The following is a 19,176-nucleotide window of genomic DNA, read 5'->3' as shown; positions in this document are numbered from 1 at the left end:
GGGACGGGTCGACAAGGGGTGGACCGGGCGCGCGCCGGGGGAGTGCGCAAGCACGTACGGCGTCACCGGGGCGCCCGGTGACCGGCGGAAGTGTCAGTAGCGCTGGTTGAGGTAGCCCAGCAGCTCGTCGTGGAGCAGGCCGTTCGACGCGGCCCCGTTGGCGCCGCCGGGCCCGTCGGTGCCTTCCAGGTCGGTGAACCGGCCGCCCGCCTCCTGGACGATGATCGCGTTCGCCGCCATGTCCCAGAGCGACAGCTCCGGCTCCGCGCAGATGTCCACGGACCCCTCCGCGACCATCATGTACGGCCAGAAGTCGCCGTACCCCCGCGTCCGCCAGCAGGCCCGGGTCAGGTCCAGGAAGCCGTCCAGGCGGCCCTGCTCCTCCCAGCCGCTCAGCGAGGAGAACGCGAACGAGGAATCCGCGACGGTCTCGACCTTCGACACCTCCAGCCGGGTCGCGGAGGTGAGGCTGCGCCCGGTGTACGCGCCAGCGCCCTTCGCCGCCCACCAGCGCCGGTTCAGCGCGGGCGCGGAGACCACCCCGACCACCGGCTGGAAGCCCTGCTCACCGGCCTCCATCAGCGCGATCAGCGTGGCCCAGACCGGCACGCCGCGGACGTAGTTCTTGGTGCCGTCGATCGGGTCGATCACCCAGCGCCGGGGCCCGGTGCCCTCGACCCCGTACTCCTCGCCCAGGATCGCGTCGCGCGGGCGGGCCCGATGCAGATGGCCGCGGATCAGCTCCTCGGCGGCCTTGTCGGCCTCGCTCACCGGGGTCATGTCCGGCTTGGTCTCCACCTTCAGGTCGAGAGCCTTGAACCGGTCCATGGTGGCCGCGTCGGCGGCGTCCGCGAGTACATGGGCGAGGCGCAGATCATCGTGGTAGTCGGGCATGCCGTCACAGTATCCAGCCGTACGGGGAACGGGCCACCGGCCCCCGCCCCGTGATCACCGGCCCCCGCTGCCACGGCGGACACCGCGCCCCCGCCTCCACGGCGGACCACCGCGCCCCGACCCCGTACGCGGACCCTTGACAGTCGACACCACCGCCTCAACTCTGAAGCGCAGGCCCCTGGCACGGCCCCGGCCCGGGAGGCGGCGATGCCGACAGCGCGAGAAGCCCTGCTGGACGCCGCCCTCAGGGCGCTCGGCGACCGGCCCTGGCACACGGTGCGGATGGTCGACGTGGCCGCGCTGGCCGGGGTCTCCCGGCAGACCCTCCACAACGAGTTCGGCACCAAGGGCGGCCTCGCCACCGCCCTGCTGCGCAAGGCCGCCGACCGCTATCTGACCGGCGTGGACCGCGCACTGACGGCGTCCGCGCCGGAGCGCCCGGCCGCCGTGGCGCGCTGGACGGTACGGGCCGCCCGCGCCGATCCCCTCGTCAAGGGACTGCTCACCGGGGTCTGGAGGGAGGGGCTGCCCCGTCCCGGCCCCGGGGTCCCGCTCCCGGGTCACCTGCTCGCCGTGGCCAGGGACCGGATGGCGGCCGCCGCGCACCCGCTCACGCCCGCGCGCTGCGAGCGCGTGCTCCGGCTCGCGCTCTCGTATGTGATCGTGCCCGGCGACAGCGTCGGGCCGAGGCGTCAGTGCGCCGAGCCGGAGAGCTGGAGCCCGATCACGCCGATGATCACCAGCGAGATCGACACCAGCTTCAGGGTCGAGACGACGTCACCGAGGAAGACCATGCCGTAGATCGCCGTACCGGCCGCTCCGATGCCGGTCCACACCGCGTACGCCGGTCCCACGTCCAGCTTCTTCAGAGCCATCGTCAGCAGGCCGAAACTGCCCAGGGCGAAGGCGGCGAACGCGAGGGTCGGCCAGAGCCGGGTGAAGCCGTGCGAGAGCTTCAGACAGACGGCGAAACCGGTCTCCAGCAGTCCGGCGACCACGACCAGCAGCCATGCCATCGTCCGTTGCCTCCTGCGTAGGTGATGCGTAGGTGACTGGTTCGTCCCGCTCGGTGCGATTATGCCTTTACCAGTCGTTGAAACTCGCAAACATGCCCGCAGGACACCGACCGAAAACGGTCCCCCCGTACCGCCCGGCCTCAGTCGCCCTCGCGCCGCTCGCGGGTCGAGAGGAGGCGCCGCAGCGAGTCGAGCCGCGCCGGATCGGCATGCCCCTCGGCCACCCAGGCGTCCAGCGCGCACTCCGGCTGGTTCTCGTCGTGGGTGCAGCCGCGCGGGCACTCCTCGGTGCCCGGCTCCAGGTCGGGGAAGGCGTGGATGACGCGCGACGGGTCGACGTGGTGCAGCCCGAACGACCGTACGCCGGGGGTGTCGACGACCCAGCCGCGCCCATCGGGCAGCGGCAGGGCGAGCGCGGAGGTGGTGGTGTGCCGGCCGCGGCCGGTGACCGCGTTGACAATGCCGGTGGTACGCCGCCGGTCCGCCGGGACCAAGGCGTTGACCAGCGTCGTCTTGCCGACCCCGGAGTGCCCGACGAAGGCGGTGATCTTGCCCTCCAGCTGCTCGCGCACCCGGTCCGCCGCGCCGCCGCTCTCCAGCTCCTCGCGGCTGGTGACCACGTACGGCACACCGAGCGGGGTGTACGCCTCCAGCAGCTTGTCCGGCGAGGCCAGGTCGGACTTGGTCAGCACCAGCAGCGGGGTCAGCCCGCCGTCGTACGCCGCCACCAGACAGCGGTCGATCATGCGCGGACGCGGCTCCGGGTCGGCCAGCGCGGTGACGATCGCCAGCTGGTCGGCGTTGGCGACGACGACCCGCTCGTACGGATCGTCGTCGTCGGCCGTGCGGCGCAGCACCGTACGGCGCGAGGCGATCCGCACGATCCGGGCCAGGGTGTCCTTCTCGCCGGACAGGTCCCCGACGAGGGAGACGGTGTCGCCCACCACCGCGGCCTTGCGCCCCAGCTCACGGGCCTTCATCGCCACCACGGTCCGCCCGTCGACGAGACAGGTCAGCCGGCCCCGGTCGACGGTGAGGACCATGCCGTCCTCGGCGTCCTCGTGCTTGGGGCGGATGTGCGTCCGCGGCCGGTTGCCCTTGCGGTTGGGGCGGACGCGGATGTCGTCCTCGTCGGGGTTCTTCCCGTAGCGGCGCATGATCTAGATCCCGAGCATCCCGGTCCACAGCTGAGGGAAGTCCGGCAGGGTCTTGGCGGTGGTCCCCACGTTCTCGATCTCCACGCCCTTGACCGCGAGGCCGATGATCGCCCCGGCGGTGGCCATGCGGTGGTCGTCGTACGTGTGGAAGACGCCGCCGTGCAGCGGGCGCGGGCGGATGTGGAGCCCGTCGGCCGTCTCCGTGACGTCACCGCCCAGCTCGTTGATCTCCTTGGTGAGCGCGGCCAGCCGGTCCGTCTCGTGGAGCCGGAGGTGGGCGACGCCGCTCAGCGTGGAGGGGGAGTCGGCCAGGGCGGCGACGGCCGCGATGCCCGGGGTCAGCTCGCCGACCTCGCCGAGGTCCACGTCGATGCCGTGGATCCGGCCGGTGCCGGTGAAGGTCAGACCGTGCTCGGTCAGCTCGCAGCTGCCACCCATCGCGGTGAAGATCTCGCGCAGCGCGTCACCCGGCTGGGTGGTCCGCTCGGGCCAGTCCGGGATGGTGACCTTGCCGCCGGTGACCAGCGCCGCGGCCAGGAACGGCTGGGCGTTGGAGAGGTCCGGCTCGATCGTCAGGTCCCGGCCGAGCAGCGCGGAGGGGGAGACCCGCCACACGTTCGGCTCGCCGCCCGTCTCCGGCTCGTCCACCTGCGCGCCCACGGCCCGCAGCATGTCGACGGTCATCCGGATGTGCGGCATCGAGGGCAGGACGGAGCCGGTGTGCCGGACCTCCACGCCCTGGTTGAACCGCGGCCCCGACAGCAGCAGCGCCGAGACGAACTGCGAGGACGACGACGCGTCGATCGAGACCGGGCCGCCCTCCAGCGCCCCGCCCCCGTGCACGGTCAACGGCAGCGCGCCGCGCCCGTCGTCGTCGATCCGCGCGCCCAGCGCCCGCAGCCCCTCGATGACGCCGGTCAGTGGACGTTCGTACGAGCGGGGGTCGCCGTCGAACCGGATCGGGCCGTCGGCGAGGGTGGCGACGGGTGGCAGGAAGCGCATGACGGTGCCGGCGTTGCCGACGTCGACGGTGACCGGGCCGTGCAGCCCCGCCGGGATGACCCGCCAGGCCTCGCCGGTGCTGTCCGGGGAGGCGGCGGCGGACGGGCTGGTCGCGGACGAGGAGGAGACGGTCTCCTCGATGCCCACGCCCATCGCGCGCAGCGCCTCGGCCATCAGCAGGGTGTCGCGGGAGCGCAGCGGGCGGCGGAGCCAGCCCGGCTCGGAGGCCAGCGAAGCCAGGACCAGCGCCCGATTGGTGACCGATTTCGATCCGGGCACGGTGACGGTCGCGTCGACGGCTCCACTCGCGTGAGGTGCGGGCCAGAGGGCGGGGTGCACGGGACTCTCGGTCATGGCCAACACTTTAGTGGTTCCGCGCACAACCGGGACCAGCGGCAAAGGGCCGGAAAACGACGCGCAACGAAACAATGGTGACGCGCGGAGAAACAATGGTCCGGACCGGAACGGATCCCTCCGGGTCGGAGCGGACTCACCAGCCCAGCAGCCAGCGCCCGCCGCCGATCAGCGAGCAGAGCGACACCGCGTGGAAGAGGAAGAGCCAGAGCGCCGCCGGGGCGTGGGTCAGCCGGGCCAGCTGGTCCGCGTCCGAGTCCGGGGCACCGCCGTAGCGCCGCTTGGACTGCAGCTCGAAGGGCGGCCGCACCCCGCCCAGCAGCAGGAACCAGACCACCGCGTACGCGAACGCCGACTGCACGTCCGACGAGGTCAGCCAGGACACCAGCAGGAAGGCGGTGCCCGTCAGGATGACGGTGAGCGCCCCGTACACATTGCGGATCATCACCAGCATCGCGGCCAGCAGCGCGGTCGCGACCCACAGCAGCAGCGTGATCCGGCCATTGGTGAGCAGCCAGGCGCCGCCCAGGCCCAGCAGCGAGGGGGCCGTGTAGCCGGCCGCCGCCGTGAGGATCATGCCGATCCCGGTCGGCTTGCCCCGGCTCACCGTCAGCCCGCTGGTGTCCGAGTGCAGCCGGATGCCGGAGAGCTGGCGCCCGGTGAGCAGGGCCACCAGACCGTGGCCGCCCTCGTGCGCGATGGTGATGGTGTTGCGTGCGAGGCGCCATATCGGGTTCGGCACGACGGCGATGAGCGCCAGCGCGGCCGTCACCACCACCAGCCACTGTTCGGGGGCGGGCTGGGTGCCGGTGAGGCGATCCCACAGGTCGCCCAGATCGGTGCTGTTCATCGGCCGGGCGACTCCTTGCGGTGGGTGCGGGCGGTCGTGGCAGTCTGGCACTTATGTGCGGACGGTTTGCAGCCAGTCGGAAACCCGAGGACCTGAACCGGCTCTTCGGGATCGAGAAGTGGGAGACCACCGAGACCCTGGAGCAGGACTGGAACGTGGCGCCGACCAAAGAGGTCTACGCGGTACTGGAGCGTCCTGTTAAAGACGCGGACGACCGGCGTCCGGTTCGCCAGCTGCGGACCCTGAAATGGGGACTCGTCCCCTCCTGGTCGAAGACCCCCGAGGGCGCCGCCCGGATGATCAACGCCCGCTCGGAGACCGTCCACGAGAAGCCCTCCTTCCGCAACGCCTTCGCCCAGCGCCGCTGCATCCTGCCCGCCGACGGCTACTACGAGTGGGTCACCGGGGCCGAGGAGCGGCAGCTGGAGGAGAAGAAGGGCAAGAAGCGGGCGCGCAAGCAGCCCTACTTCGTCACCCCCGCCGACGGCTCGGTCTTCGCGATGGCCGGGCTGTACGAGTTCTGGCGCGACCCGACCCTCCCCGGCGACCACGAGAACGCCTGGTGGGTGACGTGCTCGGTGATCACCACCGAGGCCGAGACCACCCCCCTGGCCGTCGCCCCCGCCGAGGGCCCGGCGGCGCTCGCCGACATCCACCCCCGGATGCCGCTGATGCTCACCCCGGACCGCTGGGACGCCTGGCTGGACCCCACGCACACCGGCCTGGACGAGTTGCGCGCGCTCCTGGAGCCGCCGCCGGGCGGGCTGATGCGCGCCTACCCGGTCGCCACCGCCGTCAGCAACGTCCGCAACAACGGGCCCGAACTGCTGGAGGAACTGGCCGCGCCGGAGGAGGCCACGCTGTTCTGAGGGGTGTGCGGGGCCTTGCTTTTCCGAGGCGTGCGGGGCCGCGCTCTTCCGAGGGGCGCGGGGCTTCCCCGGTGGGGTGCTGAGGGGTCCTGGGCGGCGCCCGGGAGAGGATGGGTCCCGTGAGCCGTCGACCACGTACGCAGACCGTCCCCACCGACGCCGGAGAGGCCCGGATCACCTGGTTCCGCGCCACGGTCGCCCCTCCCCGCCTCGTGCTGGCCGTGAGCCACGGGGCGGGCGGCGGCATCGAGGCCCGCGACCTCCAGGCCTTGGCCGCCGCCCTGCCCGGACACGGGGTCACCGTCGCCCTGGTGGAGCAGCCCTGGCGGGTGGCCGGCAAGAAGGTGGCCCCCGCCCCGAAGACCCTGGACACCGGCTGGCGCGGCCTGTGGCCCACCCTGGCCGAACCGGGCCTCCCGGTCGTCGCCGGAGGCCGTAGCGCCGGGGCCCGGGTCGCCTGCCGCACCGCCACCGAACTGGGCGCGGCGGCGGTCCTCGCCCTCAGCTTCCCGCTCCACCCGCCGGGCAAGCCGGAGAAGTCCCGCGCCGACGAACTGCTCGGTACGGGGGTGCCCACCCTGGTCGTCCAGGGCGGCAACGACCCGTTCGGGCGACCCGGGGAGTTCCCGCCCGGCCCGTACGAGCTGACAGAAGTCCCCTACGGGGACCATGGCTTCGCCGTACCGAAGAAGTCCGGGCTGAGCGAGGCTCAGACGCTGGAGGTCATCACCGGGGCGGTCACCGGATGGCTGACGTCACTCGGGTGACCCGGCCACGGCCGGGGCCCGCCGCCCTCGTGGCCGAGGCCCCGTGACGCGGCCCACGGGAATGCCCCGTAGAAGGGCGCTGTTGTTCGGGACGTCGGTACAACAACGTCGTACGTGGAGAGGGAGTCCGTCGCATGGGTTCGACCATCTGCCCGAGCCGCTCGAACACCGCTGACCTGGAGTGGACGGTGCTGCCCGCGGCGAGGACCACCTCCGGGCGGACGCCGGGCGATGCCGATCGACAGCCCGTCTCGAAGCAAGGTCGACTATTCTCCGAGGCGAGCGGGTCCGGCTTCGGCTCCGCCACATCGTTGGAGGAGGTGGGTCCGGTCACTGGGACCGACACAGGGACCGACGACGGCCGTGCACCCGAGACGCCCGCCGAGCGCAACGCGCGCTTCGAGCGGGACGCCCTCGGCTTTCTCGACCAGATGTACTCGGCCGCGCTGCGCATGACGCGCAACCCCGCCGACGCCGAGGACCTGGTCCAGGAGACCTACGCCAAGGCGTACGGCTCCTTCCACCAGTTCCGCGAGGGCACCAACCTCAAGGCGTGGATGTACCGCATCCTCACCAACACCTTCATCAACTCGTACCGCAAGAAGCAGCGCGAGCCCCAGCGCAGCGCCGCCGAGGAGATCGAGGACTGGCAGCTGGCGCGCGCCGAGTCGCACATGTCGACCGGTCTGCGCTCCGCCGAGTCCCAGGCGCTCGACCACCTCCCGGACTCCGATGTGAAGGCCGCGCTCCAGGCGATCCCCGAAGAGTTCCGCATCGCCGTCTATCTCGCCGACGTCGAGGGCTTTGCCTACAAGGAGATCGCGGACATCATGGGGACACCCATCGGTACGGTGATGTCCCGGCTGCACCGTGGCCGCCGCCAGCTGCGCGGCATGCTGGAGGACTACGCCCGTGAGCGCGGGCTCGTCGCGGCCGGCACCGGTGGTTCGGACGATCGGAAGGGCTCTGCCTCATGAACTGCGGAGAGCCGCACGAGACCGACTGCTCGGAGGTCCTCGACCATCTCTACGAGTTTCTCGACCGGGAGATGCCCGAGGGCGACTGCACCAAGTTCGAGGTGCACTTCGAGGAGTGCTCCCCGTGCCTCGAGAAGTACGGCCTGGAGCAGGCCGTGAAGAAGCTGGTCAAGCGCTGCTGCGGCCAGGACGAGGTCCCGAGCGACCTGCGCTCCAAGGTGATGGGCCGGATCGACCTGATCCGGGCCGGCGAGGCCGTGCCCGAGCAGGACATCACCGTCGGCGGCCAGGACACCGCCACGGCGCGCGAGTAGTACGCCGCCCCCAGCACCGCGCGATCAGCCGCCCCACCGCCCGCCGGGTGGGCCTCACACACCCGGCCACGGCCCCGCGCACGCCCGCGCATCCGCGCCATCCCCAGGATTCACGGCCCGGCCGACGCATACGACGGCCGGTGCGGGGAAGGCATCGACGGGCCCCCGGGGCCGCTGGAGCGGCTCGGCACCGCCGCCGGACCCGACCACCGGACACCGGCCGTGACCGCCCTCGCGAGAGCTTGACCCGGGGCGGTCTGACCCGGGTCGGGGGTGGGTAACCCATGGGTAATGAGCGGGCGTCCGGCCGGGCATGGTTGGATGCGAAAGCAGAGCGAAAACGAGGGTGTCCAGTCGGGACAGGCGGGAATCGTGAGGATCTTCGGGAAGGTACGGCATCGGCCGTCCGCCTCTTGGCGGCAGGCCACGGACCGCGCGTTCACGCTGATCGGCGACGGCCGGTACGAGGACGCGGGGGCGCTGCTGACGCGCGCGGCGGATCTGGAGCCCTGGCTCTCGGAGTCCTGGTTCAATCTGGCGCTGCTCCACAAGTTCCGCCACGACTGGGAGCAGGCGCGCGCGGCGGGCCTGCGGGCGGTCGCGCTGCTGGACCGCGAGTCCGGCGCCCCGGACTGGTGGAACGTCGGCATCGCCGCCACCGCGCTCCAGGACTGGCCGCTGGCGCGCCGGGCCTGGCAGGCGTACGGACTCAAGGTGCCCGGCGCGGGGCTGAACAGCGCGGCCACCACCGAGCCCACCGGTATGGAGCTGGGCAGCGCCGCGGTGCGGCTCTCGCCGGAGGGCGAGGCCGAGGTGGTCTGGGGCCGTCGGCTCGACCCGGCCCGGATCGAGGTGCTCTCCATCCCGCTGCCGTCCTCCGGGCGGCGCTGGGGCGAGGTCGTGCTGCACGACGGGGTGCCCAACGGGGAGCGGGTCACCGCCGCCGGGCCCACGTATCCGGTCTTCGACGAGATCGAGCTGTGGGCGCCCTCCCCGGTGCCGACCTGGGTGGTGCTGCTGGAGGCGGCCACCGAGGAGGACCGGGACGCGCTGGAGAAGCTCGCCTCGGACGCCGGGTTCGCCGCCGAGGACTGGTCCTCCTCCGTACGGCTGCTCTGCCGGGCCTGTTCGGAGAGCCGGATGGAGAGCGACGAGGGCGACGGCGAGCACCTGGACCCGCACGACCACAGCGAGCCGGGCCACCCCGGGCCGCTCGGCCACCGCACGGCGGGCGGCGGTGACCTCTGGGTCCCCGAGCGCGAGTGCGGTCTCGCGGCCCCGGCCGGGCTGGTGCGCGGGCTGCTGGACGGCTGGGTCGCCGACAGTCCGGACAGCCGCGAGTGGCGGGATCTCGAAGAAGTCTGCTGACCGCTGCCCGTAGGCTGTACGCGCACCGATCGCGGTGCTGTTCCTCCCGCGCATCCCGGCATCCGGCCGGGTCGGGCGGGGTCACCGAGTTCAGGTTTTGCAGGAAGGCGTACGGCGGACATGTCGCAGCAGGAGACGGACGGGCGGATCGGCGTGGACGACGAGGGGTTCGTCGTCGACACCGAGGACTGCGAGGCGCGCGAGGCGGCGTACCGGGAGCGCGGTGCGTCGCGTCCGATCACGGTCGTGGGCAACCCGGTGCTGCACAAGGAGTGCAAGGACGTCACCGAGTTCGACGACGAGCTGGCGAAGCTCATCGACGACATGTTCGCCAGCCAGCGCACGGCCGAGGGCGTGGGCCTGGCGGCCAACCAGATCGGTGTGGACCTGAAGGTCTTCGTCTACGACTGCCCGGACGACGACGGCAAGCGCCACGTGGGCGTCGTCTGCAACCCGGTCCTGGAGGAGCTGGAGCCCGAGCGGCGGGTGCTGGACGACTCCAACGAGGGCTGCCTTTCGGTGCCGACCGCGTACGCCTCGCTGGCCCGCCCCGACTACGCGGTGGTGCGCGGCCAGGACGCCAAGGGCAACCCGATCCGGGTCCGGGGCACCGGCTACTTCGCGCGCTGCCTCCAGCACGAGACGGACCACCTGTACGGCTACCTGTACATCGACCGGCTCTCCAAGCGCGACCGCAAGGACGCGCTGCGGCAGATGGAAGAGGGCACGCCGCGCTACGAGACGGTCCCCAACGCCTGAGGGCACCCGCCTGCGGAATGAGGCGGTCCGGCGTCGGCCGGACCGCCTTTCCTGTGGCCGTACGCCACGCGTGGCAGCTAACTGCCGTTTACCTGTGGATAGTTGACGCGCGTCGACCCGCTGCGCCAGGCTCGCCCCACAGCGTCCGTGATCGAGAGGGAGCCCCATGCTGAAACGCGCCGCACGCGTTCTGCTCGGACTTGTCATGACCATTACTTTCGCGTTGGGCGGGGCGGTGCTGACCGCGGGCCCCGCGCAGGCCGACGGCTGCTACACCTGGACCCGCACGCTGAAGGCCGGGGCCACCGGCAACGACGTCACGCAGCTCCAGATCCGGGTCGCCGGCTGGCCCGGCTACAACTCCGTGCTGGCGATCGACGGTTCCTACGGCCCGGCCACCACCGCCGCCGTCAAGCGGTTCCAGGCGGCCTACGGCCTGGCCGCCGACGGGGTCGCGGGCCCGGCCACCCAGGCCAAGATCTACGCGCTCCAGGACAACGACTGCACCCCGATCCACTTCACGTACCCCGAGCTGAACAAGTGCAACAGCACCTGGGCGGGCGGCAAGGTCGCGGCGGGCACGGCGAAGGCCAACGCGCTGAGCAGCATGTGGAAGCTGGAGGCGCTGCGCCACGCGCTGGGTGACAAGTCCATCCGGGTCACCAGCGGCTTCCGCTCCGCCTCCTGCAACGCGGCGGTCGGCGGGGCCTCCAACAGCCGCCACATGTACGGTGACGCGGTCGACCTCGGCGCCTCGCCGCACTCCCTGTGCACGCTGGCCAAGCAAGCCCGCTACCACGGCTTCCGCGGGATCCTCGGCCCGGGCTACAGCGGTCACAACGACCACGTGCACGTCAACCAGGGCCCCAACCGCTTCTGGTCGGCCCCCAGCTGCGGCGTCTGACGTCCAGCCCTCCGCCAGCCCCTCGTGCCCGGCGTCCGCCTCTTCAGCTTCAGGCGACGCCGGGCATCGCGCGTTCCGGGCCCGCTCCCGCCCCCGGCCCCCGGAAGGTCCGGCGGTACGCGTTCGGGGTCGTCCCCAGCGTCCGTACGAACTGGTGGCGCAGGGTCGCCGCCGTGCCGAACCCCGTCTGCGAGGCGATCGTGTCGATCGTCCGGTCCGAGGTCTCCAGCAGATGCTGGGCCAGCAGCACCCGCTGCCGCAGTAGCCAGCGGTACGGCGTCGTCCCGGTCTCCTGCTGGAAGCGGCGCGCGAAGGTGCGCGGCGACATGTGCGCCAGCGCCGCCAGCTGCTCCACCGACATCTCCTGGTCGAGGTGGCTCTCCATCCACGCCAGCGTGGAGCCGACGGTGTCGCACGCGTTCCGGGGGAGCGGCCGGTTGATGTACTGCGCCTGCCCGCCGTCCCGGTGCGGCGGCACCACCATCCGCCGGGCGATGGTGTTGGCCGCGTCCTGCCCGTACGCCTGGCGCACCAGGTGGAGGCAGGCGTCGATGCCCGACGCGGTCCCGGCCGAGGTGATCACGGACCCCTCGTCCACGTACAGCACGTCCGGCTCCACGATCGCCTTCGGATAGCGGCGCGCCAGCTCCGCCGCATGGCGCCAGTGCGTGGTGCAGCGGCGCCCGTCCAGCAGCCCCGCCGCCCCGAGAACGTACGCCCCCGAACAGACGCTCAGCACCCGTGCCCCGCGCTCCACGGCCCGACGCAGCGCGTCCAGCACCTCGTCGGGATACTCCCGCTCCATGAAGCGGCTGCCCGCCGGCACGGCGACGAGGTCGGCCTCCTCCAGCCGCTCCAGGCCGTGGGGCGTACTGATGGTGAACCCCGCGTGGGTGCTGAGCACCGGCCCCTCGGCGGAGACGACGGCGAAGTCGTGGACGGGCAGGCCCTCTTCGCCACGGTCCAGCCCGAAGACCTCGCTCAGCACGCCGAGTTCGAAGGGATGGACCTCGTCGAGCAGTAGGACGGCGACGTTGTGCAGCATGGAGACAGTGTGGCAGTAATTCGATGCTGCATGGCAGTGCTGCCACTGACGAAAAGTGCCCGGGCGGACGAGGGTGGAGCCATGAACCTCTTCCTGGACTACCTCACGGTGACCGCCCTCTTCGCCTTCGTCGCCCTCCCGGCCGCCATCGGCTTCGCCCGCGAGCGCCGCATCACCCGCCAACTGCGCGATGCCGAGCGGAGGGAGGCGGCGCCCGCGGAAAACGGAAGGCGCCGCGCGACCCGGCGGGGTCACGCGGCGCCTGAACGGGCGGAGTTGGGCGAAGGCCTAGGGGCCCCAGGGTCACCCGTCCTCTTCTCCGAACCAGGGTCGGCCCTGGGCCCAGTGGGTCACCCACCCCGCGAAACCGGGCGTGCCCGGCATGAGAGAGGTACCCGGCCGGGTGCCGAAGGGTATCGCGCCGTTCTCGTCGATCAGCCAGACGTGACCGCGCTCCGGGCCGGTGACGATCAGGTGCCAGTACATGCCGCAGCCATCGGTGCCCAGCAGTAGCGAACCGTGGTCGAAGACCGGGCTCCTCCGGTCCTCGCACTGCTGGTACTCCTCCTCCGACAGCTCCGCTTCACCCTCCTCCGCCTCCCACAGCCACGCCTCCGCGAGCGGAAAGGGCTCGGAGAGCAGGCGGTCGGGACGGCCCGATCCCCAGTCCGAAGGTGTCTGCGCGAGAGGCAGCAGCCCGTCGTAGGGCGGCCCCGCGCGCAGCCCGTCGGCCATCTCCGCCACGAAGGTGCGGTACGGCTCCGGGAGCACGACACGGTGCTCCGCCTCGAAGGCCCGCACCGCTCCCCAGCCGAGAGGCGGCACCGCCTCGGGGCGGGACGCGATGACCTCGTGAAGGGCGGCCGACTCGGCCGGGGCACAGGTTTCTGTGTTCATGCCGGTCATCATGCAAGATCCGGCTCCTGGGCCCCGCTGCTCCCCCTGTCTCTGGGCTGGGGGAAGAGGTGGGGGTGTTGGTGGGTGAGGTGGTGGGTGATGGCGGTGTGGGTGGGGTCGGTGATGTCCCAGCTGTGGGGGGAGGGGTGTGCGGCGAACAGTTCGCAGGCTTCGTTCGCCGCGTTACGGGGGTTGCGTGTGGGGCACCAGGGGAGCGGGGTGAGCCGGGCGGGTCCGGGGGCCTGCCAGTGGACCCAGACGGCGCTGCCGGGGCGTCCGCCTTCGTCCCAGAGGAGGGCGGCGTGGTGGCCGTCGTGGTCGGTGGCGAGTTCGCAGAGGACGTGTCCGGTTTCGGGGCGGTGTCCGGGGGGTGCGAGGGCGATGAGGTGGTCGGGGGGCGGGAGGAGGGCGAGGGCGGTGCACTGGTTCATGGGGGGGGTCGGCTTCATGGGTGGGGTCGGCCTTGCGGGTCGTCGGTGGTGAGTGTTCCGGCGATGAGGTCTGCGAGGGGGTCGGTGATGTCCCAGGAGTGGCCGGTGGGGTGCTGGTGGTAGAGGGAGCAGGGCAGGGTGGCGTCGGTGGTGAGGTGGTGGAGGGTGGCGGGGCACCAGGGGGCGGTGTCGATGCGGTGGGTGGGGGTGTCGGGGGTGTGGGTTGTGGTCCAGAAGAGCCAGAGGGCGGGGTGGTCGGGGTTGTCGGCGGGGCGGAGGAGGGCCGCGTGGTGGGTGGGGGCGTGGTGTTCGCCGAGTTCGCAGAGGGCGTAGGGGGTGGGGGTGTGGGGTTCGCCGGGCAGGGTGAGGAGCGCGGTGAGGGTGTCGTCGAGGGGGATCCGGGTCAGGGCGGTGCATTGCAGCACGGGGGTCTCTTCTGTCGGAGGGGTTAGGGGTGGCGGTGGCGGGGGGTGGTGTGCCATCCGGCGAGGGTGAGGCTGAGTCCGACGGCGGGGTCGAGGACGGTGAAGTGGAGGGGGAAGCCCGCTTCCAGGGTTCGTATCGCGTCGTCCTGAAGTTGTCCGGTGGTGGCCCAGTGGCGCAGGGTCTGGGGTGCGTCGGAGCTGTGGAAGAGGACGGGGGGTACGTCGGCGGTGGTTGTCGGCGGGGGTGGATCGTTGTCCGGGGGTGCGGGATTGCCGTGGGCGTTGGCGAGGCGGAGGGCCTGGCGGCGGAGCCAGAGGAGGACGAGGCGCCGGTTGCGTACGGTGGCGGTGCCGAGGCAGGCGTGGCGCTGTCCGACGGAGAGGGTGACCTCGGCGGCGTACGCGGCGCGCTTCACGCGGCACGCTCGTGGTCGGCGGGGGAGCGGAGGAGGGCCCGGAGGCGTTCGGCCGCCGCCTCGATCTCCGCCACGGCGGCGGTGTGGTGTGCGTCGAGGGCGGCGTCCAGCTGGGCGAGGAACAGGGCCCGGTAGGCGGGGTCTGTCTCGATGCGGACGAGTTCGCCGAGCGGTGGGAGGGCCTGACGCCGGCGGGTCTGGGTGAGCCGGTCCCGTAACCGGGCAAGGAAGCCGCTCACAGGAACTCCCCCCGGCTGCGGGCGTTGGCGCGGGCGGTGCGGGCGCGGAGCTGTTCTATCGGCGACGGAGGGCGTACGTATCGGGGTTCGACCTCCCACTCGGTGCCGCCGCCCATGGGGCGCAGCGACCAGTAGAAGCCTGCGACCCCGCGGAACTCGCCTACGCGGTTGTCGCTGCTGGTGTCGACCAGGAGGGTTCCCAGGGCGGGGAGTTCGGGAGGTCCCGCAGTATTCGGGTACGCGTTCACGCCGTACATCGATCGCTCCTCATACCATCCAGGCGTACCTGCCCGGCGGCAGGTGGCGTCGCTCGAAGTGGGGTCGAATCCATTGACATCTCTAGAGAACTAAACATCTCTAGAGATGTCAATTGATCGGCTTGCATTCGTGTAGCTCTGCTGTTCGCATCTGGGTAGGTGGGGCGTGATTCGACTCACGCCCCACCTGCAAACCGCCCAGGGGAGGGCAGCCGACCGGCTCACGTGGCCTGCCCGGATGTCGCGTGAGTGATGGGCGGGCCTAAGCTGTCCGGAAAGGAGAGGAACCCGTTGATGGCCACCGACGCCAGCCGCCGTGAGCCCAAGTACCAGCGGATCGCGAACGCCTTGAAGGCGGAGATCCGGTCGGGAGTATGGGGAGCGGGGAGCCGTCTTCCCGGCGAGAACGACCTCATGGCGCAGTACGGTGTAGCGCGCATGACGGTTCGGCAGGCGCTGGGCGTGCTCCAGAGCGAAGGGCTGACTGAAGCGCGGAAGGGCGCGGGCGTCTTCGTTCGGGCCTTCCAGCCGCTCAGACGTCGTGGGATTCAGCGGCTGGCGAGCGAGCAGTGGGGGTCCGGCCGTTCTGTCTGGGAAGCGGACCTCGGCGGTCGGGACCTGGTGGTGGACCAGGTGGAGGTGCGCGAGGGAGTCGCCCCGGAGAGTGTGGCGAAGGTGCTCGGCGTCGGAGCGGGGGAGAGCGTCTGGACCAGGAGTCGGCGGTTTGTCCTCGAAGGCAAGCCGGTGCTGCTGTCGACCTCGTACCTCCCCGCGTCCCTGGTCGATGGCTCGGCAATTACCCAGCAGGACACGGGACCGGGAGGGACCTACGCGCGGCTGGCCGAACTGGGCCACCGGCCGGTCCACTTCCGGGAGGAGATCCGCTCCCGTATGCCTCTGCCGGAGGAGGCGTCGAGGCTGGGCCTTCCGGCCGGGACGCCCGTCATGCTCGTCTGCCGGACGGCGTTCGCTGAGCAGGACCGACGCCCTGTGGAGGTCAACGAAATGGTCCTGGACGCGGCGGCCTACGTCCTGGAGTACGACTTCGACGCGTGAGGACCCCAACGGCTGGAGGCTCCCCGGTGCCGTCGTGCCGTGCGTGGTGGGGCCTTCTGCTGCGGAAGGGCCTTGCACGGTGACCCAGCTCCCGCGGTGGTCACCTCTTCGTCCAGCGACAACGGCGGTGACTGCGTTGAGGTCGCCGCCAACCTCGTAGCCCCACGTGGCATCGTCCCGGTCCGCGACTCGCAGGTGTGGACGGCCCGGTGGTCGACGTCCGTACCGCCGCGTTCTCCGCGTCCGTCTCCGGCGTACGGGCCGGGGCGTTCGACCCCGCCTGACGGGCGCGGTTCTCAGCAGCGTCCTGCCCCGACGCCCGCGCGCAGGGCAGGACGTTCCGCGGCCCCGGCGGCGCCCCGCTCAGTGCCCGCTGCTCTCGTAGTGGCGGGACTGCCGTTCCCAGAAGCGGTACGCGGCGTACATGAGCACGACACCGATGGCCGGAGCGCCCCAGGCGAGCCATTCGGGGACGGCGAGTTCCTCGCCCCGGTTCATCAGCACGGTCGCCGGCAGGTAGGCGACGAAGGCCAGGGGGAAGACGAAGGTCAGCCCGAAGCCGGCCACGGGGCCGAAGATCTTCAGCGGGTAGTTGCCGAAGTCGCTGAAGATCATGTCGATGGCGAACTTGATGGGGGAGACCCTCTTCATCCGGAAGACCAGTGCGGAGGCGGCCAGTTGCAGGGAGCCTTCCACCAGCGCACCGCCCATCACCGCGAGCACGAGGAAGCCGACGGCCCCCGGTGACCAGTCGACCGGGGCGGAGGCCGAGGCGATGGACAGGAGGACCACTCCGCCCGCCAGGTCGCCGAGGGAGCTGAGCCGCACCCTGCGGGTGAGGAGCTGGACCAGCGGCGACACCGGGCGGACGAGATAGCGGTCGTACTCGCCCTCGATGACGACCTCGTCGACGTGGATCAGCTGGTGACCGGGGAGCAGCCACAGGCCGTGGGCGGTCAGCCTGATCCCGTAGAGGAAGGCGATCTCGCCCAGTCCCCAGCCGCCGACCTGCCCGAAGCGGTCCAGCACCGCCCAGATGAAGGCCAGCCCGACGCCCTGGTAGAACAGGCCGCCGACGATGTTGATGAGCAGGTTGCTCCGGTACTGGAACTCGGCCCGGAACGCCGCACCGGCCAGCAGCAGATAGACCCGTGGACCTCGCATCGCCCCTCAGCCCCCCTGCGACATGACGCGGCGCCGGGCGCGCGACCAGACGAACGCGGCCAGGGCGCCGAGCGCGCCGATCCACGCGAGCTGGACCCCGAGGGCGGCCACGATGCCCGGGCCCTCGACCTGGCCCAGGTAGACGGCAGCCGGGGTGTACGCGGTGGCCTGGAAGGGCAGCCACTCCGCTGCGGCCCGGACCGGTCCTGGCATGAACCACAGCGGGACCAGGGCCCCGGAGAAGAACTGTGCGACGAAGCGGTAGGCCATGAGGGCGCCGCTCACCTCCAGGGTCCAGAAGGAGACCAGGCCGAGCAGCAGCCCGAGCAGCTGGTTCACGAGCAGCGCGCCGACCAGCGCCACGGGGTAGGCGAACCCCGCCGCTGCGGAGGCGGGTGCCTGGCCGGCGCCGATCACCAGCGCGAACGGCAAGGCCACCAGCAGGACCGGGACCGCGGCCGATGCCCACCCGAGCTGGCCGGCGAGCATCTGCCCGGGGAAGCCGACGGGCCGCAGCAGGTCCACGGCGACCTTGCCCTCCCGGACCCGCTGGTCGATGGGGGAGGACCGCCACGGGCTGACCAGCTGGTACTGGAGCGTCGTCAGCGTCGCGTACGCCGTCATGGTGGTGAGGCCGAGCCCGTCCACCTCCGCGCGGCCGTCGTAGAGGGCCTTCCAGACCACCGTCAGCAGCCAGATCTGGAGGAGCATCATCACGAAGGACGACAGATAGGCCGTGCGGTAGGTGAGGGCGGCCCGGAACTCCATCCGGGCGCAGGCGAGATGGGCCCGCAGCAGCGTTCCGAGCGGTTGCCTCGCGGAGGCGGTGGACGTCTTCGCCCTGGTGGGGGCCGGTGCGGCGGTCATCCGCGGTCCGCGTAGATCCGGTGGATGACGCTCTCCAGCTCGGGTTCCACGATCGAGAGGTCGGTCACCCGGTGCTGCGCCAGCACCGCCGCCACCAGTTCGGCGGGCGGGGTGCGTACGGGGTCGAAGCGCAGCCACACCTTGCCGTCCTCCCGGCGGACGACCTCCGCGCCCTCGACGCTCTCCAGCCGGTCGGTCTGCACCACGAGTTCCCGGTGCGGGGCGTAGCGGGCCTTCAGTTCGTCCACCGCGCCGTCGTAGGCGACCCTGCCGTGATCGATGAGGACGATCCGGTCGCAGAGTTCCTCGACGTCGTCCAGGTCGTGGGTGGTGAGGACGACCGTCGTACCCGACTCCCGGTTCAGTTCCCCGACGAAGGTGCGTATTCGCTCCTTGGCGATGACGTCGAGCCCGACGGTCGGCTCGTCCAGGTAGAGGATGTCCGGGTCGTAGAGCATCGCGGCGGCGAGGTCGCCGCGCATCCGCTGGCCCAGGGAGAGCTGGCGGACGGGGGTGTCGAGGAACGGGCCCAGGTCCAGCACCTCGCTGAACTGCCGCTGCCTCTCGCGGAACCGGGCCTGCGGCACGTCGTAGAGACGGCCGATCAGCCAGAGCGAGTCCCGCAGGGGCAGGTCCCACCAGAGCTGGCTGCGCTGGCCGAAGACCACGCCTATCCGGCGGGCGTTGTGGGACCGGTCCCGCCAGGGTGTGGCACCGGCGACCGTGACCGTGCCGGACGTGGGGACGAGGATGCCGGTGAGCATCTTGATGGTGGTGGACTTCCCCGCGCCGTTGGGGCCGAGATAGCCGACCATCTCGCCCTGCTCGACCGTGAAGCTGACGCCGTCGACGGCACGCTTGACGGTCTGTTCCCTGGTCAGCAGCGTACGGATGCCCGCGAAGGGGCCCTCCTGCCGTTTGGGTCGGCTGAACTCCTTGACGAGGTCTGCCACTTCGATGACGGGCATGTACGCCTCTCTGAGCGAGCCGGGCCCGGTCGGGCGTGATCGATCTGAGAGTGTGCACGCCGAGGCTTGGTCTGGTCCAAGTATTTTTCCGTCCGGTCGGCCCTCGTCATGCCGTGACGGGATGCGGAAGGCCCCACCGCGCTCGGCGCAGTGGGGCCTTCCGTCGTAGGGATCCGGAGC

The 19,176-nt window shown here is 71.6% G+C and carries 24 protein-coding genes and 1 pseudogene; 10 read left to right on the top strand and 15 right to left on the bottom strand.

Annotated elements, in window-relative coordinates; genetic code table 11:
* Window positions 1-93 precede the first annotated feature (93 nt).
* A complete protein-coding gene (gene hisN, locus DJ476_RS10135) occupies window positions 94-894 on the bottom strand; it encodes a histidinol-phosphatase (protein WP_019764681.1) in 801 nt (266 codons plus the stop codon).
* Between the two features lie 207 nt (window positions 895-1,101).
* Between hisN and DJ476_RS10130 the strand changes: the two genes are divergently transcribed.
* Entirely contained in the window at window positions 1,102-1,695 is a 594-nt protein-coding gene (locus DJ476_RS10130; protein ID WP_318294529.1) for a TetR/AcrR family transcriptional regulator, read from the top strand.
* Here DJ476_RS10130 and DJ476_RS10125 read toward each other — a convergent pair.
* The 4 genes from DJ476_RS10125 to DJ476_RS10110 all read right to left on the bottom strand — a co-directional run bounded on the left by DJ476_RS10125 (window position 1,587) and on the right by DJ476_RS10110 (window position 5,273).
* Window positions 1,587-1,910, bottom strand: a complete 324-nt coding sequence (locus DJ476_RS10125) for a DMT family transporter (protein ID WP_019764680.1) — start codon at window positions 1,908-1,910, stop codon at window positions 1,587-1,589. The genes DJ476_RS10130 and DJ476_RS10125 overlap by 109 nt on opposite strands.
* Window positions 1,911-2,050: 140 nt before the next feature.
* Complete coding sequence (gene rsgA / locus DJ476_RS10120) at window positions 2,051-3,067, bottom strand: ribosome small subunit-dependent GTPase A (protein WP_103419755.1); 1,017 nt, start codon at window positions 3,065-3,067, stop codon at window positions 2,051-2,053.
* 3 nt (window positions 3,068-3,070) lie between these two features.
* Window positions 3,071-4,423, bottom strand: coding sequence for a 3-phosphoshikimate 1-carboxyvinyltransferase (aroA, locus tag DJ476_RS10115; RefSeq protein WP_103419754.1), 1,353 nt, complete (start codon window positions 4,421-4,423; stop codon window positions 3,071-3,073).
* Window positions 4,424-4,559: 136 nt separating this feature from the next.
* Window positions 4,560-5,273 (bottom strand): M50 family metallopeptidase, encoded by a 714-nt coding sequence (locus DJ476_RS10110; RefSeq protein ID WP_103419753.1) that lies wholly within the window; start codon window positions 5,271-5,273, stop codon window positions 4,560-4,562.
* A gap of 53 nt (window positions 5,274-5,326) precedes the next feature.
* Between DJ476_RS10110 and DJ476_RS10105 the strand changes: the two genes are divergently transcribed.
* The 7 genes from DJ476_RS10105 to DJ476_RS10075 all read left to right on the top strand — a co-directional run bounded on the left by DJ476_RS10105 (window position 5,327) and on the right by DJ476_RS10075 (window position 11,231).
* Entirely contained in the window at window positions 5,327-6,142 is an 816-nt protein-coding gene (locus DJ476_RS10105) for an SOS response-associated peptidase (protein WP_112490345.1), read from the top strand.
* A 119-nt stretch (window positions 6,143-6,261) separates the two neighbouring features.
* Complete coding sequence (locus DJ476_RS10100; protein ID WP_112490344.1) at window positions 6,262-6,909, top strand: alpha/beta hydrolase family protein; 648 nt, start codon at window positions 6,262-6,264, stop codon at window positions 6,907-6,909.
* A gap of 320 nt (window positions 6,910-7,229) precedes the next feature.
* Entirely contained in the window at window positions 7,230-7,886 is a 657-nt protein-coding gene (locus DJ476_RS10095) for a sigma-70 family RNA polymerase sigma factor (RefSeq protein WP_018489107.1), read from the top strand.
* Window positions 7,883-8,200, top strand: a complete 318-nt coding sequence (gene rsrA, locus DJ476_RS10090; RefSeq protein WP_103419750.1) for a mycothiol system anti-sigma-R factor — start codon at window positions 7,883-7,885, stop codon at window positions 8,198-8,200. Before DJ476_RS10095 ends, rsrA begins: the two co-directional genes overlap by 4 nt.
* 372 nt (window positions 8,201-8,572) lie before the next feature.
* Entirely contained in the window at window positions 8,573-9,568 is a 996-nt protein-coding gene (locus DJ476_RS10085) for a tetratricopeptide repeat protein (protein WP_028416297.1), read from the top strand.
* Window positions 9,569-9,688: 120 nt separating this feature from the next.
* Complete coding sequence (gene def, locus DJ476_RS10080; RefSeq protein WP_112490343.1) at window positions 9,689-10,327, top strand: peptide deformylase; 639 nt, start codon at window positions 9,689-9,691, stop codon at window positions 10,325-10,327.
* Between the two features lie 166 nt (window positions 10,328-10,493).
* Complete coding sequence (locus DJ476_RS10075) at window positions 10,494-11,231, top strand: D-Ala-D-Ala carboxypeptidase family metallohydrolase (protein WP_103419748.1); 738 nt, start codon at window positions 10,494-10,496, stop codon at window positions 11,229-11,231.
* A gap of 49 nt (window positions 11,232-11,280) precedes the next feature.
* Here DJ476_RS10075 and DJ476_RS10070 read toward each other — a convergent pair whose 3' ends face one another.
* The 7 genes from DJ476_RS10070 to DJ476_RS10035 all read right to left on the bottom strand — a co-directional run bounded on the left by DJ476_RS10070 (window position 11,281) and on the right by DJ476_RS10035 (window position 14,941).
* Window positions 11,281-12,276 carry a GlxA family transcriptional regulator gene (locus DJ476_RS10070; protein WP_112490342.1) on the bottom strand — a complete coding sequence of 332 codons (996 nt, stop codon included), beginning with the start codon at window positions 12,274-12,276 and terminating at the stop codon, window positions 11,281-11,283.
* 303 nt (window positions 12,277-12,579) lie between these two features.
* Entirely contained in the window at window positions 12,580-13,185 is a 606-nt protein-coding gene (locus tag DJ476_RS10060) for an SMI1/KNR4 family protein (RefSeq protein WP_103419745.1), read from the bottom strand.
* Window positions 13,182-13,604: a hypothetical protein gene (locus tag DJ476_RS10055; protein ID WP_112490341.1), complete on the bottom strand. Its 423-nt coding sequence runs from the start codon at window positions 13,602-13,604 to the stop codon at window positions 13,182-13,184. The genes DJ476_RS10060 and DJ476_RS10055 overlap by 4 nt, the downstream gene beginning before the upstream one ends.
* A gap of 14 nt (window positions 13,605-13,618) precedes the next feature.
* Window positions 13,619-14,029: a hypothetical protein gene (locus tag DJ476_RS10050; protein ID WP_103419743.1), complete on the bottom strand. Its 411-nt coding sequence runs from the start codon at window positions 14,027-14,029 to the stop codon at window positions 13,619-13,621.
* A 23-nt stretch (window positions 14,030-14,052) separates the two neighbouring features.
* On the bottom strand, window positions 14,053-14,445 hold the full coding sequence (locus DJ476_RS10045; protein ID WP_112490340.1) for a hypothetical protein: 393 nt from the start codon (window positions 14,443-14,445) through the stop codon (window positions 14,053-14,055).
* The gene (locus DJ476_RS10040) at window positions 14,442-14,684 is read right to left on the bottom strand and encodes a hypothetical protein (RefSeq protein WP_112490339.1); all 243 of its coding nucleotides are present in this window, start codon (window positions 14,682-14,684) and stop codon (window positions 14,442-14,444) included. The genes DJ476_RS10045 and DJ476_RS10040 overlap by 4 nt, the downstream gene beginning before the upstream one ends.
* Complete coding sequence (locus DJ476_RS10035) at window positions 14,681-14,941, bottom strand: hypothetical protein (protein ID WP_103419742.1); 261 nt, start codon at window positions 14,939-14,941, stop codon at window positions 14,681-14,683. The genes DJ476_RS10040 and DJ476_RS10035 overlap by 4 nt, the downstream gene beginning before the upstream one ends.
* A 294-nt stretch (window positions 14,942-15,235) precedes the next feature.
* Between DJ476_RS10035 and DJ476_RS10030 the strand changes: the two genes are divergently transcribed.
* Together DJ476_RS10030 and DJ476_RS10025 are read left to right on the top strand one after the other, a co-directional pair.
* Complete coding sequence (locus DJ476_RS10030) at window positions 15,236-15,997, top strand: GntR family transcriptional regulator (RefSeq protein ID WP_103419741.1); 762 nt, start codon at window positions 15,236-15,238, stop codon at window positions 15,995-15,997.
* A 79-nt stretch (window positions 15,998-16,076) separates the two neighbouring features.
* Window positions 16,077-16,281 (top strand): annotated as a pseudogene (locus tag DJ476_RS10025) (DUF397 domain-containing protein).
* 79 nt (window positions 16,282-16,360) lie between these two features.
* On the opposite strand, the gene DJ476_RS10020 reads toward DJ476_RS10025, so the two are convergent.
* From DJ476_RS10020 to DJ476_RS10010, 3 genes are read right to left on the bottom strand one after another with little or no spacing between them, the layout of a single operon-like run.
* Window positions 16,361-17,161: an ABC transporter permease gene (locus tag DJ476_RS10020; protein ID WP_112490338.1), complete on the bottom strand. Its 801-nt coding sequence runs from the start codon at window positions 17,159-17,161 to the stop codon at window positions 16,361-16,363.
* A 6-nt stretch (window positions 17,162-17,167) separates the two neighbouring features.
* Window positions 17,168-18,028, bottom strand: a complete 861-nt coding sequence (locus DJ476_RS10015) for an ABC transporter permease (RefSeq protein WP_208853484.1) — start codon at window positions 18,026-18,028, stop codon at window positions 17,168-17,170.
* Window positions 18,025-18,996, bottom strand: a complete 972-nt coding sequence (locus tag DJ476_RS10010; RefSeq protein ID WP_112490337.1) for an ABC transporter ATP-binding protein — start codon at window positions 18,994-18,996, stop codon at window positions 18,025-18,027. The genes DJ476_RS10015 and DJ476_RS10010 overlap by 4 nt, the downstream gene beginning before the upstream one ends.
* Between the last annotated feature and the right edge of the window lie 180 nt (window positions 18,997-19,176).

It is taken from the genome of Streptomyces bacillaris (assembly GCF_003268675.1).
Lineage (GTDB): Bacteria > Actinomycetota > Actinomycetes > Streptomycetales > Streptomycetaceae > Streptomyces > Streptomyces bacillaris.
Note: the sequence above shows the minus strand (reverse complement) of the source record. Positions and strands in the feature narration are given on the sequence as shown.